General features: G+C 35.1%; 9 protein-coding genes. 7 read left to right on the forward strand and 2 right to left on the reverse strand.

The genetic code is table 11. From position 1 onward, the window contains the following. Positions 1–15: 15 nt before the first annotated feature. Together F5ESL0261_RS09305 and F5ESL0261_RS09310 are read right to left on the reverse strand one after the other, a co-directional pair. Positions 16–1,989, reverse strand: coding sequence for a beta-glucoside-specific PTS transporter subunit IIABC (locus tag F5ESL0261_RS09305; protein ID WP_122053025.1), 1,974 nt, complete (start codon positions 1,987–1,989; stop codon positions 16–18). Between the two features lie 145 nt (positions 1,990–2,134). After that, entirely contained in the window at positions 2,135–3,004 is an 870-nt protein-coding gene (locus F5ESL0261_RS09310) for a PRD domain-containing protein (RefSeq protein WP_122053039.1), read from the reverse strand. Between the two features lie 251 nt (positions 3,005–3,255). On the opposite strand from F5ESL0261_RS09310, the gene F5ESL0261_RS09315 reads away from it, so the two are divergent. The 7 genes from F5ESL0261_RS09315 (at position 3,256) to F5ESL0261_RS09345 (ending at position 19,380) form a co-directional block, all read left to right on the forward strand. Continuing rightward, the gene (locus F5ESL0261_RS09315; protein WP_122053026.1) at positions 3,256–4,209 is read left to right on the forward strand and encodes a class A sortase; all 954 of its coding nucleotides are present in this window, start codon (positions 3,256–3,258) and stop codon (positions 4,207–4,209) included. A gap of 259 nt (positions 4,210–4,468) precedes the next feature. Next, complete coding sequence (locus tag F5ESL0261_RS09320; RefSeq protein ID WP_122053027.1) at positions 4,469–6,331, forward strand: MucBP domain-containing protein; 1,863 nt, start codon at positions 4,469–4,471, stop codon at positions 6,329–6,331. Between the two features lie 148 nt (positions 6,332–6,479). Continuing rightward, the gene (locus F5ESL0261_RS09325) at positions 6,480–7,640 is read left to right on the forward strand and encodes a hypothetical protein (protein WP_122053028.1); all 1,161 of its coding nucleotides are present in this window, start codon (positions 6,480–6,482) and stop codon (positions 7,638–7,640) included. A gap of 197 nt (positions 7,641–7,837) precedes the next feature. Further along, on the forward strand, positions 7,838–10,852 hold the full coding sequence (locus F5ESL0261_RS09330) for a MucBP domain-containing protein (RefSeq protein WP_122053029.1): 3,015 nt from the start codon (positions 7,838–7,840) through the stop codon (positions 10,850–10,852). A 153-nt stretch (positions 10,853–11,005) separates the two neighbouring features. Next, a complete protein-coding gene (locus tag F5ESL0261_RS09335; protein ID WP_122053030.1) occupies positions 11,006–14,968 on the forward strand; it encodes a BspA family leucine-rich repeat surface protein in 3,963 nt (1,320 codons plus the stop codon). Positions 14,969–15,148: 180 nt separating this feature from the next. Beyond that, positions 15,149–16,273 carry a hypothetical protein gene (locus tag F5ESL0261_RS09340; RefSeq protein WP_122053031.1) on the forward strand — a complete coding sequence of 375 codons (1,125 nt, stop codon included), beginning with the start codon at positions 15,149–15,151 and terminating at the stop codon, positions 16,271–16,273. Positions 16,274–16,509: 236 nt separating this feature from the next. Beyond that, positions 16,510–19,380, forward strand: a complete 2,871-nt coding sequence (locus F5ESL0261_RS09345; protein ID WP_122053032.1) for a MucBP domain-containing protein — start codon at positions 16,510–16,512, stop codon at positions 19,378–19,380. Positions 19,381–19,479: the final 99 nt, after the last annotated feature.

Raw genomic sequence — 19,479 nt, forward strand, 5'->3', positions numbered from 1 at the left:
TATTGTCTCCTTTCGTTATTTCAAGTCTAATAATGCATCCCCAATGGTTATTGTACCATCCGCAACTACATTAACTTCATGGTAATTATTAGAATTAGTAACAATTACTGGTGTTGTAGTTTCAAAGCCAGCTTTTTTAATAGCTTCAAGGTCAAATTTAATAAGAGGCTCACCTTTTTTGATACTCTGACCTTTTTTAACTAAAGTAGTAAAGCCTTTGCCATCAAGCTCAACAGTATCCATACCAATATGAATCATTACTTCTGCGCCATTAGTTGATTTAAGTCCGATTGCGTGGCCGGTAGGGAAAACCATTACCACTTCACCATCAAGGGGTGAACAAACTTTGCCTTCTCGTGGTTCAATCGCAACACCTTTGCCCATTGAGCCACTGGAAAAGACTTCATCTTTAACTTCGCTTAATGGCACAACCTGTCCATTTAACGGAGCTACCAATTTTTCTTCCTTATTATATGAAACTTCTGGTTTAACATTTGCGGAACTTGCAGAATTGTTTGTTGCAGCATTATCTGTACCTGCATTTGTAGCTGTCGCTAAGGCAGTTTGTTCAGTTATTGGTGCATCAACACTGTTTTTACCAAATAGCATTTGGAAAGCAAAGCCTAAAACTGCAGCTATCGCCATCGCTAAAATCAAACCGTAAACGCCAGTATCAATACCATTTTTACCAATAGCGTCTGGAATTGAGAAGATTCCCATTCCGGCCATCTGGAATACTTTTACTTGGAAGAAGCCAATGATGCCGGCCCCAATTGCAGAGGCAATACAGCTTAAAATGAAAGGCTTCTTTCTTTCAAGGGTGACACCATAAATAGCCGGTTCAGTAACCCCAAAGATACCAGAAACAAAGGCTGGAATTGCAATACTGCGGGTTTTTTCATCTTTAGTTTGGAAAATAATTGCTAAAACAACGCCTGTTTGAGCAAATGAAGCTGCTAAAGATAAGCCTAAAATTGGATCATAACCTAAAGCAGCAATATTGGTCATCATAACTGCCACAAAGCCCCAGTGAACGCCAAAGATAACAAATACTTGCCAGAATGCTCCCATTAAAATGCCGGCAACAATTGGGCTGAAGTGGTAAACAGCACTGACAGCAGCTGCAATAGCGTTACCTAACCAGGTAGCAACAGGACCAATGACAATAAAGGTAACAGGAATAGTAATTAGTAAAACCATAAATGGCACTAAGAAAGTTTTGACAACATCAGGAATAATCTTTTTAGCCAACTTTTGTACTTTAGAAGCAAACCAAATTGACAGGATAATTGGAATGACTGATGAAGTATAGTTCATCGAAATTACCGGAATTCCCAAAAAAGTCATGTGAATTGGTGCTTGGAGAATAGTACCCTTAAATACAGTAAACAAAGTGGTTTTACTGCTGGCCATTGCGACAATTGAAGGATAGCAAAGTGCAGCACCAATTGTTGCACCCAGATAGCCGTTCATGCCGAACTTTTTAGCTGCTGAAATTCCTAAAATAACTGGCAGGAAGTAGAATAAACTGTCACCAATGGCATTCAAAATAATGTAAGTACCAGAAGTTTGTGCTTCCCAGCCAAAAGCTAAGAACATAGCATTAAAGCCCTTGATCATACCGGCAGCGCACATTGGCCCTAAAATCGGATTGAAAATGCCAGAGATTAAATCAATAAACTTATCTGCTAAACTCATGTTGCTAGTATCTTCATAATCATCGGGCACGCTGCCGCCACCAGAAAAGCCGCCTACTTTAACCAGCGTGTCATAAACATCAGCGACATTATTGCCAATCACAACTTGGTACTGACCGCCCGATTTCACAACAGAAATTACGCCATCAGTGGCCTTTAATTTGTCATCATCAGCCTTTTTCATATCTTTTAATTTAAAACGTAAGCGCGTAGTACAGTAAACAACACTGATCACATTATCTTTACCGCCAACATCAGCGATAATTTCACGACTTAGATCCTCGTAAGCCATTTTTTCCTCCTAAATATCAAAACCCGAGGGCCTCAAGAAAGCACCTCACTAATTTATTGTGAGATTTTCACCTGAAGTTCTCGGGTTAATGCCTGTAAACAGTAACACACCGTTTAAACTTATAAATTATTAAAATATAGTAAATTTAATTCTTCTGCGATTGAGCATCTTTTTGTCTATGCGTTACCCGCCAGACATGAAGAGTTAAATATACCTGATCGTCAGGCTGCAATTGCCAGCCTGCCCGCTTGTATAAGTACGTGCCGATTTTTTGGACAGTATCATAAGCCTTTTTGTACTTGACTTTCATTAATTCAATTAAGGAATGATCAAGCTCACTGCCAGAATCCTGGTCGCTTTCACCACACATATGCCTTACCATAAAAGCACGTAAATGTGTCATGAACCTGTTGAAGTTAAACGATTCAGTATCCAGCTGCATTCCGTATTGATACTGGATAATATCAATTACTCCCTTAATCAGTTTAGTAATTTTAATTGTATCCTGCAGCTTTGTTTGACCAGAACCTGCATTAATGAAGTGATATGTCAGATAAGCTGCCTCACTTTGAGGAAAGTCAAGCTTAGTTTTTTCCTTCATTAACCTTAAGGCTTCTTGAGCTGTGCCATATTCCTTAGGAAATATTTTTTTCATTTCCCAGCCAAGCGTATCTTGACCTAATTCAATATTTCCTGTAGCACGGGTTAACATAAAATCAATGTGATCAGCCAAAACCAAAAATTCATAATCAGAAAAAGTGATCTGTAATTTTTGACTGGCCATGCTAATCACTTCAGTTGTCAACTTCAAAGTCCGCTGATCAATATCTCTTACACTGTCAACCAATTTAATATTTTTTTCGACAGCTACAAAACGGCGTGAAATTTTGTCCTCATCAATGGGATCACCGACTTTTTTGCCAAAGCCAATCCCGTTGCCAATCACCACCCAATCTACTCCAGCCTTATCAGACACCAAGGCAGCGTTGTTGTTAAAATTTTTAACAAATTTCAATTCAACTACTTCCTTTCCAATAAAAAAACCTACAAACAGTACCAAAAAAGTATTGTTCATAGGTAATGCCTGATCAAGTCAGTAACACGTCTACTTACAGCTGATATTATAAATCAGTATTAAAGCGATTTCAATACTTATTTGATTATTTTTTTTAAGTGTTTCAATTCGAGATAAATAATTGTACTTTACGCAAATTTATACTTAAATAGTAGCAGAAGACTAATAGTAGTTTAAAGAAAAGGGATCAAATGGCAAGTAAAAAGCAAGCAAAATCTTCAAAACAGCAAATATGGTCTACTATTCGAGTGTTACTTTTAGGTGCCCTTTTTTATCTGGGCGTAACTTTAATCTTTTTCGGCTCCGGTTTTGGCAACTCCTATGTAGTTCAGCAAAATGCGGAAAAAGCAAATACCACTTTAACACAAAAGAAAGCAGATAGAAATAAAAAACGCAAAACAAGTTATGATGCCAGCAAAACCAAATCAGTTAGTGCAGCCAGCGTCCTTAGAGCCAAGCAAATTAAGGCATACGCTATTGGCCGCATTGCTATTCCTGCTGTTAACATTCATAACCCCCTTTTTGCCGGTTATGGCGATCAAAACCAGAACTTAGAATACGGTGTCGTTACCTGTCTGCCCGATCGCGTCATGGGCGGCGCTAATAATTATGTGCTTGCAGGACACTATATGGGGTCTTATGGTCCTGCAGTTTTGGATAATTTACATCTGGCACACCCTGGTGACCTCATCTATGTCACAGATTTGCATCATATTTATGTATATAAAATTAAAAGGATGTCTTTTGCCATCAAACCAACTCAAGTTGAAGTTGAAAACAATGTGCAGGATAAGAGTATGATTACACTAATTACATGTTCAGACTTTAACACTTCCAAATACGGTTACGGTCAACACCGTACAGTTGCACAGGGCGACTTGATCAGCAAAATGAAAGCAAGTCAGCATAATTTAACTCTTAGCGAATTGACTGCTAAGCCAAAGCATAGTAAAAAAGAACATCAAGTATCTTCGAAAGACAGTAAACAGCACAAGGCAATTAACAAGGCTGTTCAAGTCCGCGCAAATGCTAAACCAAAATTTTATCAAAATATGACTTTCATCAGAACAGTAATTATTATCTTTAACGTTGTTTTTGTCCTCGCCATAGGCTGGCGACTTATTCACATCTGGTTTTTGAAATAGCGATTACAAGTTTAACTATATACTGGTAGTAAAGTTACCAATTTCGAAATAGTCATCTTTATTAATCCATGCTATACTGAGGGTAACACAATATCATGAGAATAATGTTTGGCTGCGGTTACTTTTACATACAAACTAGATAGTTAAATTTTAAAAAGGAATTTCATTTAAGCATTACAATTGCTATTGTAAGTTCTAAGTAAGCGCTCTCAGCATCAAATATACTGCTATTTGGATTAGTAAAGAAGATGGTGACTAAATGACGACTAAAACCCGAGAATCAAGCGACTTGAATGATACAATTGAGCCTGCATTTAAACTGCAAAATTCTGTCTCAAATTCCAACAGACTCGACAGTTGGATGCCAGATAAAGTTTTACAAAAAATCGTGGCCGCTAATTTAGGTCAACCAATTAAACAAATTACCAAAGAAAGTCTTGCCAATCTGACAGAACTTAGCTTAATCGCACCAAGCGAAATGCCTGTTGTTCATGGCAAACGGAAATATGCTATTTCTCCTGCCGAATATCGCTTGCGTTTGCGACTTAAATCACTCACTGGATTAGAATACGCAACTAATCTGGTCAAAATAAATCTGGCTCCTGACTGTCAGTTAAACAATGATTGGTGCCACCGAGCTGTTCTTAATTCAACTTTAGCGGATATTTCTGCTTTGCAAAATTTGCATAAATTAACCAATATTAATTTGGAAATGTGCAACTTGCATGATATATCTGCCTTGGCAAATAAACCACAATTGGTTCAACTAAATCTTTCATATAATGCAATTACTGATTTTTCACCATTAAAATCGAATAAGCAATTAATTGAAAGCGGCAGTCTAAAGCTAAGAAAACAGATAATTTTGGCAGAGCCAACTCACCTAACTGCAGGGACTACTTCTTATACATCCGGCCCCTATCAGCTGCTTGATTTTAATGGCAAAAACATGACACTTAAGGTTGAGACTGGTAAGCACCTTAGTTCTAAATATCCAGTCAAGCAATATTCCAGCAATTGGAGTGATCATGTCGGTCAAGTCAATGGTAAACAAACCGTAACATGGGATCTTTCAGGATTACAGTCAGATGATAGTGCAGCAATGACCGTTAAGTTCCACAGTAGGAATTCGGCACAAGAGCCAATAATTTCAGGCTGGTACATTATTCCATTTAGGATTGTCAGCGGGCAGCCTATTACTATTCACTTTAAAGATGATGCAGATAATACCATTGCGTGTCAGCAAAAACTATATGGTAGTGTTAATACCAGCAGCACTATTACTATTCCGACATTTACTGGTTATTCAATTAGTTCCAAAGCGGTTAATGGTACTACGTCGCCAATTAGTCAGGGCTCTGTCACTGCTACTATTACCGCTCAACCACAAGAAGTCATTTTAATTTATACACGTAACAAGGCAGCAGATATCACTGTCCATTTTCAAGATGAAACTGGTAAACCAATCGCTCCTGAAAGCACAATTAGCGGCGTCTTTAGTGAACAAAAAATAATTCAGCCACAGGATATTTCTGGCTATACACCGAGTCATTATCAAATTGACCACAATGGTATTTCACACCATCCGGGAAGCGTAGCTATTGTACTTAACAATCAACCGCAAGAAATTACCTTCTATTATAATAGGGAAAAAGTTTCAAATGTGATTGTTCATTATCAAGATACTGCTGGCAAAAAAGTTGCCCCAGATGAAATTCTAAGTGGCTTTGTTAATGATCAGCAAACTGCTCCGGCCTTAAAACTACCAGGATATACTGTTAAACTTAAAGACTTTAATGGTTCACATATTGATACTGGTTTAGATACAACTGTGATTACGCTCAAGCAAAAGCCGCAGGAGCTAACCTATATTTATACTAAAAATATCTTAAGTAGTAAAAACACCGTTAAAGAAGAGAAATCGCAAAAATATAAACATAGTCAAAAACCTCATCTTAATAGGAAGTTACAATCACTAGTTAATAAGAAAAAAGACGTTCGCCAACCTAGTGCTAAAGCAATAAAAGGCTGGCAATTATGGCTGTTATTATTGGGTTTAATATCATTATTCAGTATTTTAGGATTAGCTATTATTTATTACAATAGAAAAAGCAAACATTAAAAATCAGCGCTCTATAAATGTGCTTATGGAGTGCTTTTTATATACAATTTTAATTAAAGTATAGTTGTTTCCTGTTGCGATTATTATATTATGGATATACAATGATAGTGTAAATTGTTATTGGTTAATAATTTAAGAGGTAAAATTGATGAATAAACACATAGAACTAAGTAAACAAAGCAAGAAATTGCTATTTAGTGGAATTACTGCTGCTGCACTGGCACTAGCTGTTGGTGGCCCACATGCAGTTAAGGCTGACAGTGTATCTGGAAGCACACTGGCTGCGCAAAACTTGAATACAAAAACTGCTAATGACAAGACAGGTTTTGTTTCATTTAATAAAAAAGCTGATTATAAAGCTACTAAAGACAAGCCTAGCAACAACGTTGCAGAATCCAATACTGATGTGAACAAAGATGAAGAATCTGGTAAAATTAACACCCAAACTCAAGCTAATACAACTAGCGCACCAGCTAAAGTGACTACTAAAGAAAGCGAATCAATTGATGACTGGATGCCAGATCAAAACTTGCAAAAAGTTATTGCTTACAGCTTATATTCTGATGATTCAGAAACTGGTGTAGCTAAAGTTACTAAAGACGACTTGGCTAACATGACCAGTCTTAACTTGGATGTTAACCATGCTGAAGAAGATCCGTATTACTATTTAGCTTACATGAATATTCAATCTTTAGAAGGCTTACAATATGCAACTAAATTAGAGTCAATTAATTTATCACCAAGCATTGATCTTAACCTAAGGTATTATGGAACTGCACTAGCTTACAGCACTCTTTATGATATAAGTGCATTAAAAGATTTAAACAATTTGAGTAGTGTAGTATTACAACAATGTCAAATTAGGGACATTTCTGCATTGGCTAATAAACCAAAATTGTATGATTGCTCGATTTCATATAATGCTATTACAGACTTCTCACCTTTAGGTTCTGATGAAAACCTTCGTAAAAATGGCATTCTAAGTGCTTACTATCAAGCTGGTGCTTATAATACACTCGGAGTTTCACAAAAAACACCATATATTACGGTAACTTACCCACCTTTTATCGATGTGGATGGCAGCCAAATGACTATCAGGATCGCCAATGATGATAATGAGGATCATTTTGCTTCAGCATATCTCAGCAAATGGAAGGACAATGCAGGACAAGTAACTGCTGATGGTCAACACGTTGTCTGGGATCTTTCGGGTCTTCCTGTTGGATACAAAGGATATATGACTATCAACTTCAAAGGTAACTCGGGTGCTGGTGGCTACCTGATTTATCCATTTGAAATTACTGATTAGGTTAGAAATAATATAAACAGTGTAGTTTAACTTTATATATAAAAGCGCATATTCAAATTTATCTTGAATATGCGCTTTTTATTATGATGATTTTTTAAAATAAGCAATAATATATTATTTGGCTGAATCTTGATTTTTGTGCTGCACATAAATATACTAAAGATATAGTGTTATGCAATTTAGAAGAGGAATTTAATATGAACACAGGTAATAATAGTACTAAGCAAAAGGAAAAGATATTAATCGGCAGCATAGCCGCTACTGCCTTGGGTTTAGTCAATGCCAAGCCTCAAATTGCTAAAGCTGCATATAATGGAAACAGTAATTTAGCAACTAAAAAGGCTAACAGAAAAACCATTAAAACTAAAATTAATTATAAAACTGCCCACAATCCACGCGCAGAAAAAACAGAATTTTTGCAGGCGCAGGCGGCTGAGGAATCAGCTCCTGAGGCTCATAATGCAGAGAGTCAAAATTTTGACGATACTGACAATGATTTAACAAATCAAAATGTTAATTCCACACCAAATAATAATGATCCTTCTTTAGCTAGTTCTAATCAGATCAATAATACAGAAGATAAATCAAAGTCAACTGTTAAACAGGACATGAATAGCGGTAAGTTTAGACCGGAAGAAGCTACGAAAACTACTACTAATTCAGGTAAATGGCGTAATATCCCATTTACCTATGAAAGTGGTGGAACACTCACTCTCGGAGATGGTCAGGAATACACCACAAGTCCATTTGGATCGCCGCTTTCTCAAGCGTCATTTGATGATGGCAATTATACTCATTTGCCAGCACACAGCGTAAGATACTTAAAAATTCTAGGCAAAATAAAGGTTACTCATGATATTGACAACTTTGTTGGTGATTTTATAAGTCTTAAGTCTATTGAGGGAATAAATAATTTAGGCCTAAATCAGGTGCAGTCTGCTAAAGGTATGTTCGAAGGTTGTGGTAGTTTAACTTCAATTTCAGGATTCGATGAACTTGATTTTTCTCATGTAACTGACGTAAGCAAAATGTTTAGTGGCTGCAGTAGTTTAACTTCACTTCCAGGATTTGACAAGCTTAACTTTTCGAATGTAACAAATACAAGTTTCATGTTTTACATCTGTTATGGACTTGAAAAATTAATTTTACCAAAAACTTTTAAAAAACCAATAAGAGACTCATCTTATATGTTTTCTGGTTGTACTAGACTTAATTACTTAGACATCTCAGGTCTTAATATGTCTAAAATTTCCACTCTTACAGGCATGCTGGGTGATTCTCCTGATCATAACGGCAATTTAACTTCTCTCAATACTCTTGTTCTAGGTCCAACTAACGTCTTAAGCAAGGGTGAAAAAAATAATGTAGGACTTGTTGTTCCAGGAACCTGGATCAATATGGGTGTCGATTATAGTGATACTTATCCACTTCAAAAAGGTACTTATTCATGGAATTCTGCTGATTTAATGAAAAATTATCAAGGCGATACAGAACATGATACCTACCAAAGATTTACTGGTGGACCCATAACAATTCATTACTTAGATGAATCTGATAAAACCACAAAAATAATTGCTGACAAAGTCATTAATGACGGCAATATTGATGAACCGTTTGATGTCACTAAATATACTGCGCTTCCTGACGAGCTGAATAAAAAATATACATTTGACAAAGATAATTCTACTAATCTTACTGAACAATTTTCGGATAAACCGCAAGAAGTTAATTTATATTATAAGAAAAAAGTAGCTGGAACCGTAACAATTCATTATGTGGATAAGTCTCATCCTAATGATCCTATTACTAATGATATAACACTTCCTAATGGCAATATTGGTGATCCGTTTAATGTCATTAATTATGGTGACAAAAATACCGATTATACTGTGCTTCCTGACGAGCTGAATAAAAAATATACTTTTGATAAAGAAGACTCTAAAAATCTTCAAGGTAAATTTTCTACCGAACCTCAAGATGTTACTTTAGTTTACACACGTAACGAAGGCAAAAAGATAACCATTCATTATCAAGATGAAAGCGGAAAGAAAATTGCTCCTGATCGTGATTATGCCAGTGGCTATTATGGTGATCCGTTCGATGCTTCTGCATCGGAATACAGTGACTTGACAGGTTATACTCTGGATAAAAGCAAATCGACAAATGTCAGCGGCACTTTTACCGACAAGCCGCAAGAAGTTACTTTAGTTTACACACGTAACGAAGGCAAAACGATAACCATTCATTATCATGATGAAAGCGGAAAGACAATTGCTCCTGATCGTGATTATGCCAGTGGCTATTATGGTGATCCGTTCGATGCTTCTGCATCGGAATACAGCAACTTGACAGGTTATACTCTGGATAAAAGCAAATCGACAAATGTCAGCGGCACTTTTACAGACAAGCCGCAAGAAGTTACTTTAGTTTACACACGTAACGAAGGCAAAACGATAACCATTCATTATCATGATGAAAGCGGAAAGACAATTGCTCCTGATCGTGATTATGCCAGTGGCTATTATGGTGATCCGTTCGATGCTTCTGCACCGGAATACAGCAACTTGACAGGTTACACTCTGGATAAAAGCAAATCGACAAATGTCAGCGGCACTTTTACCAACAAGCCGCAAGAAGTTACTTTGGTTTACACTAAGAATCCCGACAATAGTCATACAACCGGTAAAGTCAAAGCAGCAGCAATAACCGTCCATTACCAGGACGAATATGGAAACACCTTGGCTCCTGATAAGGTATTAAACGGTTATGTAGGTGATGGCTACACAACAGGTGCAGAGCAAGTTTCTGGGTATACTCTTAAGACAAGACCGGAAAATGCTACCGGATTCTTCAATACATTTCCACAAAGTGTAATATATATTTATAGTAAAAAAGAGAATAACGCTGGAACAAATACTATTACACCAGATGATAATAAGCCTACAGCAATACCTGTTGGTAAAAAGCCAAAGAAAAAAATCGTTAAAAACAATAATAAAAACATGTCTAAGAACAAAGGCAGTAAACAAAAAACTCATAAACCTGTAACCAACAGAAAATCTAATTATACTACGAAGATGAACAAGAATATCAAGACCATGCCAAAAACTGGCACAAACAAATATTCAAATCTTGCAATGTTCACTTTAGGAGGATTAGCTCTAATTGGTGCTTTGGGAGCTGCCTGGTTAGATCGTAGAAAAAATGAATAATATCAATTAAGGATAAAAACGTACTTTTATAGTAAAAGCATCTGTAGAGTGCGTTTTTTGCATTTAATATATTAACAATACGTCGATGGATTATATTCAAACTTAAACATATACTAGATTTAAATTGCTGCTTAATATAGAAGAGGTATACGCATGAATAAACATAAACAAGGTGAAAAACTGTTATTTAGCAGTTTAGCTGCTGCTGCTTTAGGCTTAGTCACCAGCAAACCCAAGGTAATAAAAGCCGCCACTGCTAATAATAATCATTCAACTTTTAAGAAAGCTAAAAGAACTGCCGTTAAAACCAAAATTAACTATCAAACTGTTCGACCTGAAACAGAAACTAAAAGTGCAGTACCTGAAAATAAGTTTAATCAAAATACAGATGAAAATTCAGGGATTGAACAGAATCAAGAAGATTCAAGTACTCAAGCTAATGAACAGAATACTGATTCTGCACAGAATAGAACAGAGGACAATACATCCGAGTTTGAAAATACTACAAACTTATCTTCTGATGAAAAAACTGATCACAGTTTTGATGTTTCTAAAGCCAAAAGAGAATCTGAAAATTCCGATTCAATGGTCTGGAACAGTTTAAACGTTAATTTAAATTATGATAATAATGTACTTACTATTCATGGTGGCACACTTGATAATAGTGATAACCATGATATTAGTATTGCTCGTACTATGACTAAAATGAACGTTTATGATATTGAACACATTGTGATAGATGGTCCAATAAAAATTATCGGTTCAGCAAACAGTTTATTTCAAAATCTTACTAATTTAACTTCAATTGACGGGCTTGACCAAGTCATAACTACAAATGTAACTAACATGTCTTATATGTTTGATAGTTGCCGAAATTTGCAAAGTTTAGACATATCCAGCTTTGATACATCAAATGTAAACGATATATCACATATGTTTAGTAACTGCGATTCTTTGACCAACATCAAGTTTGATATTGATAAATTTAAAACTGCAAATATTACTGATATGTCATATATGTTCTACAACTGTGCTGCTAAGAATATTGATGTTTCTAAATTCGATACTAGTAATGTTACTGATATGGAACATATGTTCGACCATTCTAGAGCTTCAAATATAGATGTTTCACATTTCAGCACTTCTAATGTAACAAATATGGCAAACATGTTTTCTAGAATTGGTGTATCATCACTAAATTTATCAAGTTTTGATACCTCAAAAGTTACTAATATGGAACAAATGTTTTACGGTGCTAATGTAACTAAGTTAGACGTTTCTAAATTTAATACTAGTAAAGTTACTAATATGAATAAAATGTTTGGTGCTACCGCTTTAACAACACTAGATGTTTCAAATTTTGACACCTCTAATGTAACAGACATGGCAAACATGTTTTTTTACAACGAAAAACTTACTGACTTAAAACTAGTCGGTTCTGATTTAACCAAATTTGACACTTCTCATGTCACTAATATGGAAGGCTTATTTGAAAATTGTACTTCCTTGAATAATTTAGATATTACCCATTTAAACACTTCTAATATCACATCCCTGAAAAACTTTTTTAAAGCATGTAAAAGTTTAACAAGTATAGACTTGTCTAACCTTGATACTTCTCACATAACAGACATGACAGGCATGTTTAATGGCTGCAGTGGTTTAACTGGTTTAGATCTTTCACATTTTAACACTGCCAATGTAAAAGAATTAGATAACATGTTTCAATACTGCTCTAATCCAAAATTTACAACTTTAGATCTAAGTTCTTTCAATACAAGTAATGTTAAGACTATGACAAATATGTTTGATGGTTGTACTTATTTAACTAATCTAAACTTATCTAGCTTTGATACCTCTAATGTAACAACATTTCAGTCAATGTTTAAAGACTGCAGACACCTATCAAGTATTGACCTAAGTCATTTTAATACTACTGCCAAAACCGCTATTAAAGGTGGAATAATTATGAGTCATATGTTTGATGGTTGTTCGAGTTTAAGTAAACTTGATCTATCTAGCTTTGATACTTCTAATGTAGGCGATATGAGCGACATGTTTTATTGGTGTACATCCTTAACAAGTCTAGATTTATCAAATTTTGATACTTCTAATGTTTCTGATATGCATAGCATGTTTGAAAATTGTGCAAGTATGACAAGTATTAACGTATCCAGTTTCAATACTTCTAATGTATATGATATGAGTTTTATGTTTGATGATTGTAGAAGCTTAAAGAAATTAGATATTAGTTCCTTTGATATGTCAAACCTTAAGCAAAGTTCGAATATCTCAGGCCGTTTGGCAATGCTACAAAGTTTGGATGGTCTCCAAACTCTTATTTTAGGTAGAAAAAATATAATAAAAAATAATGATAATGTTAATGACAATCTCTATTTTGGCACTGAGGGCAATTGGATTAACATGGGCAATGGCATTTTGCCTGCAAAAACACACAATTGGACAGCAGAAGATTTTATGTCCAATTATGATAGCAGTCAAGATAGTGATACATATGTAAATATTACCAAAGTACCAAATCCTTGTTCCATTACTATTAAGTATGTTGACAAAGATGATCCAACCAAAATTATTTCCCCTACAGACTACCAATATGGTAATAATGGCGATAATCAAACAGATCCAATTAATGCTAGAAAAATTCCTAATTATACGCTTTATCAAGTTTCTGTGAATAACCAGACTGAAGGAAACCCCAATAATTTAAAATTCTCTTCTGATCCACAAACTGTTATTTTTTCATATTCACATGATAAAGCGCAATCTATTGCTGTTCAATATCGTTATCAAGATAAGAATGGCGACTTAAAACAAATTTCTAGCAAACCAGATCAAGAAATAAGCGGTTTTATGGGTGACACTTCAACGATAACTGCTGCTACTTCAATTAAGGGTTATACTATTAAATCTAAAAAGATTATTACTGATCCTAATTCAACAAATGTCCCTGAATCTACAACTGATCCTGACAAAGCAAATGTAACTTTTGGAAATACACCGCAGACCGTTATTTTCATTTATAGTCCCAACTCTGAAACTATTAAAGTACATTATATCGATGATAAAAATGAAACTTTAACAGATACCAACGGAAAAACTTACGATCATGAAGTAACTGGCCTTTTTGGTGATCAAATTACTGTCACACCTGAAAGTAATGTGCCTGGTTATACTCTATATTTGGTTAATGGCAAAGAAGTGACCGGAAATGGTGCAGTCACAACAACTTTTGATGAACCAAATTCAGATATTGTCTTTACTTATAAGAAGAATGGTAACAATCCAGGGAGTACTTCAGGTAGCGATTCCGGTGACAATCCAGGGAGTACTCCGGGTAGCGGCTCTGGTGACAATCCAGGGAGTACTCCGGGTAGCGGCTCTGGTGACAATCCAGGGAGTACTCCGGGTAGCGGCTCTGGTGACAATCCAGGGAGTACTCCAGGTAGCGATTCTGGTAACAATCCTGGGAGTACTCCAGGTAGCGGTTCTGGTAACAATCCTGGGAGTACTCCAGGTAGCGGTTCTGGTAACAATCCTGGGAGTACCTCAGGTAGCGGTTCTAATAGTGGCTCTGGTAGTACCTCGGGTAGCAGTTCTGGTAGCAATCAGAGTAATAATAACTCTAGCAATGGTTCCAACTCCAGCGACAACATAAACAACCCGAATAGCACTTCTACTTCCAAAAAGAACAAGCATAAGAGTCACAACAAGAAATTAACAAAGAAACCGAATAAGAATAAACTTAAGAGTTCTGGTAAAAAAACTTCAAAGAATAAAAATAGTAAGAATAAAAATACTTCAAAAGGTTTTACCAAACTCAATAAACATTCGATTAAGTCAATTCGCAATCAGAACTTTAAAGTTCACAAAATTAAAGGTAAAACAGCTTTTAACAATAATAATGCTAATGAAAAAAATACTGATAATGTTAAATATGCAACTGAAAATAACAATGAAAAAATAAGTAGCCAAAAAGGTGAAAATTTAACGCAAACTGGTTCAAATAGAATGAATAATCTAGCTATACTCGCTTTGGGTAGCCTAGCCTTAGCCACTACTCTAGGTGCTGCTTGGTTCAACCGCAAGAAAAACTAATTAATTTAAAAAGTTCATTATTTGAACATAAAAATTTTCCATGAGACATAAAAAGTTACATGGAATTTTTTATAATTGCCATTAATATATATTTAATTTCACTTTACATTTGCCATAATATAGCTATACAATATATGTGTAAATAATTAATGCTATTTCGAAATTAGAAAGGTTTAAAATATGAATAAACATAGCAAGCAAATGCTATTTAGTGGTTTAATTGCCACTGCCCTAGCATTAGTTGCTGTTGGTGGCCCACATGCAGTTAAAGCTGACAGTGTATCAGGCAGCACATTAGCAGCAAGTAGTTTGAACATCAAAGCAACTGACAAGAAGCAAGTTGTTGGCTTGAATCAGACTCCTGATAAAAGCTCAGAAAATAACACAGTTTTAATTAATGGAAAAAGCTTGAAAAAAGAAAGCAATCATATGCTTCCTAAACAAACTCAAAACCAAAAGCCAAAAGTTGCTACTAAAGCAAGTGAATCGGTTGATTCCTGGATGCCTGATAAAAATTTGCAACGTATAGTTGCTTACAATCTTTATTCCAAAGATTCACCTAAATTCATGCAAAAAATTAATAAACAGGATTTATCTCAGTTGACCACATTAAGGTTAACTGGTGATTATGAACGCACCCACCAAGATTACTATTCTGCTGCCCTTAACATCGAATCGTTAGAGGGACTGCAGTATGCAACAAATCTAGAAGTGCTTGATCTTTCCCCTGATATTGATTCAAACATTAATTTCTTTGGAACAGCATATTGGCACAGTCACTTACAAGATATTAGTGCTTTAAAGAACCTTAATAAATTAACTGATGTCTACATGGAAATGTGTAGTATTTATGATATTAGTGCTCTAAGCAACAAACCTAAATTAAAGAATTTAGGTATTTCATATAATGGTGTCACAGACTTTTCTCCTTTAAAAACTGATACTAAACTCCCAACTTATGTTACAGCTTACTATCAAACAATATTTAATCCGCAAATAGAAGTTTCTCAATTAAGACCTTATATTACTGCAACTTATAATTTTAAAGATATAGATAGTAGCAACATGCCTATTCGCATAGCAAACGATGAAGATAAGGATTATTATGTTTCAAACTATTTAAGCGATTGGAAAAATCCTGGTACGATTTTAGCTGATGGTAAAACTGTAGAATGGGATCTTTCTAAGTTACCAGTCGGATACAAAGGATATATGACTGTGAATTATGAAGGTAAATTTTTGGGCGAGCCGGGTTATGAATCTGGTGGATGGTTAATTATTCCATTTGTAATTACAGCCAACTAAGGAAAAATATCTTATAAAATAATATTTTTGACAGACTACTAAGAAAATCATTTCTATAAAGTTATCAAATTAAAATAAACAAGAACATACTGAATTTTCCTGAATTCAGTATGTTCTTCTTTTTCTTCTGTCGTATTTTTATTGTAGTATACTAACTTTCCTCATCTTGATTTTATTGATTTATGACCATATACTATATTTAGATTATTGTATTGTTAGAAGAGGAAAAATTTTTTATGAAGACACATAAGATTGCTTATAAGCACGGAGAAAAACTCCTTGTAAGTGGCATTGCCGCTACTGCTTTGGGCCTTATTAATGGCAAGACTAAAACGGTTAAAGCTTCTGCTATTCCCAATAATGGCTCAGCCCTGAAAAAAGCCAGCAAGACCAGGCTAAAAACTAAAATTAACTATCAGACCGCTCGTTCTAAGCTGTTGAAAAGGACAGAAGCTCTTGAAGCAAGCGATGTTCCAGATGCTGCTGAAGCCGCTACAGATAAACCAAATCAGGCACAGGCAATGGAAACTGATACAACCACTACTGATCCAGTCTCTGAAAATAATCAAACAGGCTCTGCCACCGGTAATAAAACTCAAACAACGGAAAAATCAGACAAGACTGACATCCCAGTAAAATTCGATCCTGCTCAAGCTACTAAAGCTATCCGTCATGGAGATATTAATTCTATACCATTTACTTTTGACACAGATGCTGGAACATTTACACTGATATCTGAAGAAGGAAAAGTAACAGACTTTGGAAAATTCACGCCAGTCATTTCAGGATCAAATATATATGATGGGCAGTCTTACAAACCGTCAAAAGATGTCAGAAATATTATTTTTAGCGGCAAGTTTAAAGCAAATCAATCTATTAAAGGAATGCTCGCAAATCTTCCTAATTTAGAATCAATTACTGGATTAGACAACATTGATTTTGGTGAAGTAGCTGATATGCAGGATTTGTTTAAAGGCGATACTAATTTAAAGACTATTGACGGGTTAGATAATTTAAGAAATGCTTCCAGTGTACATGATATGTCTGGAATGTTTCAAGAATGCTCAGCAATTACCTCGCTAGATTTATCCTCAATCAACTTTAACATGGCAACAAGTTTTCAATCAATGTTTGCAAATTGTTCTAGTTTGAATAATTTAATATTGCCTGACAATATCGACACTTTTAATGTAACCAATATGGCCTCCATGTTTGAGGGATGTTCAAGCCTATATACTATAACATTTGGTAAAGCAAGTACTGCATCTCAACTTTCTGGTACACCTATTAATAACGAAAAAAGGTTAAGCTTAACACGTTTCGACACATCAAATGTGACTGACATGAGTAATATGTTTAAAGGATGTACTTTTTTAAAAGGTCTAGATATTAGCAGCTTTAACATGTCAAAATTAACTGACGAAGGAATATCAGATATGCTTAACGATTTGCCTTCTTTAAACATTCTTGTTTTAGGAAAAAATTGCAAAACAAAGATTGATAAGTACAATGCTAATCTCGATACAACCGGTACATGGGTAAATGTTGGCAAAGGCAAACTTGACAAACCAGAAGCAAGTAAAAAATGGTCTTCACGTGACTTAATAACAAACTACGATAGTAAAAAGGATGCTGACACTTATGTTAGGTACAGTGGTGGTTTAGTAACTGTGCATTATCTAGATCAAGACCGCAAGCCAGTCCTAGATGATTCAGATAAGCCGATTCCTGACGATTATTTAGTTGGCAACATTGGACAAAGTATTCCAGTTGACACAGATAAAAAGATTCCGGGTTATCAAATTGCAAAAGATCAGGACTTTGGTACTTTTACGAGTGAACCAAAAAAAGTTAATGTAATATATAACGCTGATTTTGGATATGTTAAGGTGCACTATGAAGATGAAAAAGGCAAGCCGCTTTTAGATAAAGACGGTAAAAAAATTGAAGATTCATCCATCAAAGCTATAAATGGTCATAATTGGAGCATTAACCCCCAAGATAAAGATTTTCAATTCGATGGTTACAAATTAGTAAAGACAGTCGGTAAAACTTCTGGTGTATTCGATAAAGATAACCCTCCCACTGTCACTTTAGTTTACACTGATCAAGGTACGGTCACCATTTATTATCGAGACGAAAATGGCAAGCCGCTTTTAGATAAAAATGGTAGTGAAATAAAAGATTCATTTCTACAAGGAAAATTTGGTACAGGTTGGACCATTGATCCTAATAACTATAAGTTTCCTGGTTATGCCTTTGTGAGCGCAGACGGTAAAACTTCTGGTATATTTGATGCCAGCGAACCAATTGTCACATTAAAATATACTTCCGAAGCTCAACCTATTAAGGTTCATTATGTAGATAACCAAGGGAAATCAATTAGTGAAGATAGAATTATTTCTGGAACAATTGGTCAAAAAATACCTGTAGAACCTAAAGAAATTCCTGGTTATTCCGTTTCTGAAATTAATGGTAAAAAAATAACAGATAAAGGAAATATAACCCTTTACTTGAGTGATAAGCCACAGGAAATAACCTATACATATATTCAAAATTCAAGTAGTACGCCCAATAAAGCAAAGGCACCTAATGTTACTGTTCATTATCAAGATGAATATGGCAATATTTTAGTTCCTAATGTTGTGTTAGAGGGTTATGTTGGTGATGGCTATACTTCCGAAACTAAATCTATTTCAGGTTACACGTTAAAAACCAGACCAAATAATGCTACTGGTTTCTTTACTACCTTTCCACAAGATGTGACTTATATTTATAGTAAAAATGAAACTAATAGTAACCAAACCACTGATAATAATAAGCCAACTAAAATCCCAACTATAAAGAAACCTAAGCGTAAACCAACAAAGCACTCAAATAATATTAACAGAAGAAAACAACTTGATAAAAAATCAAGCGTTCCTACTAAACTAGTGCAAAGAAAAACTATTATGCAACAAGCAAACAGCACAAACAATAAACACTCTAGTTCTTTGCCGCAAACTGGGAAAAATCAACATTCCAGTTTAGCAATGCTGACACTGGGAGGCATAGCTTTAATAAGTGCCTTTAGTTTAGCTTTGTTAGATAGAAAAAAGAATAAATAAGTAGTAAGCATACTTTTACAGACTGAATGACTGTATAAGTATGCTTTTATATTTTCTGATTTTTGATATAGAGATAGTATATTAACGAATAGCACCTTG

Origin of the sequence: Lactobacillus sp. ESL0261, assembly GCF_003693025.1 — a bacterium.
In the GTDB taxonomy this organism is placed as follows: Bacteria; Bacillota; Bacilli; order Lactobacillales; family Lactobacillaceae; genus Lactobacillus; species Lactobacillus kullabergensis.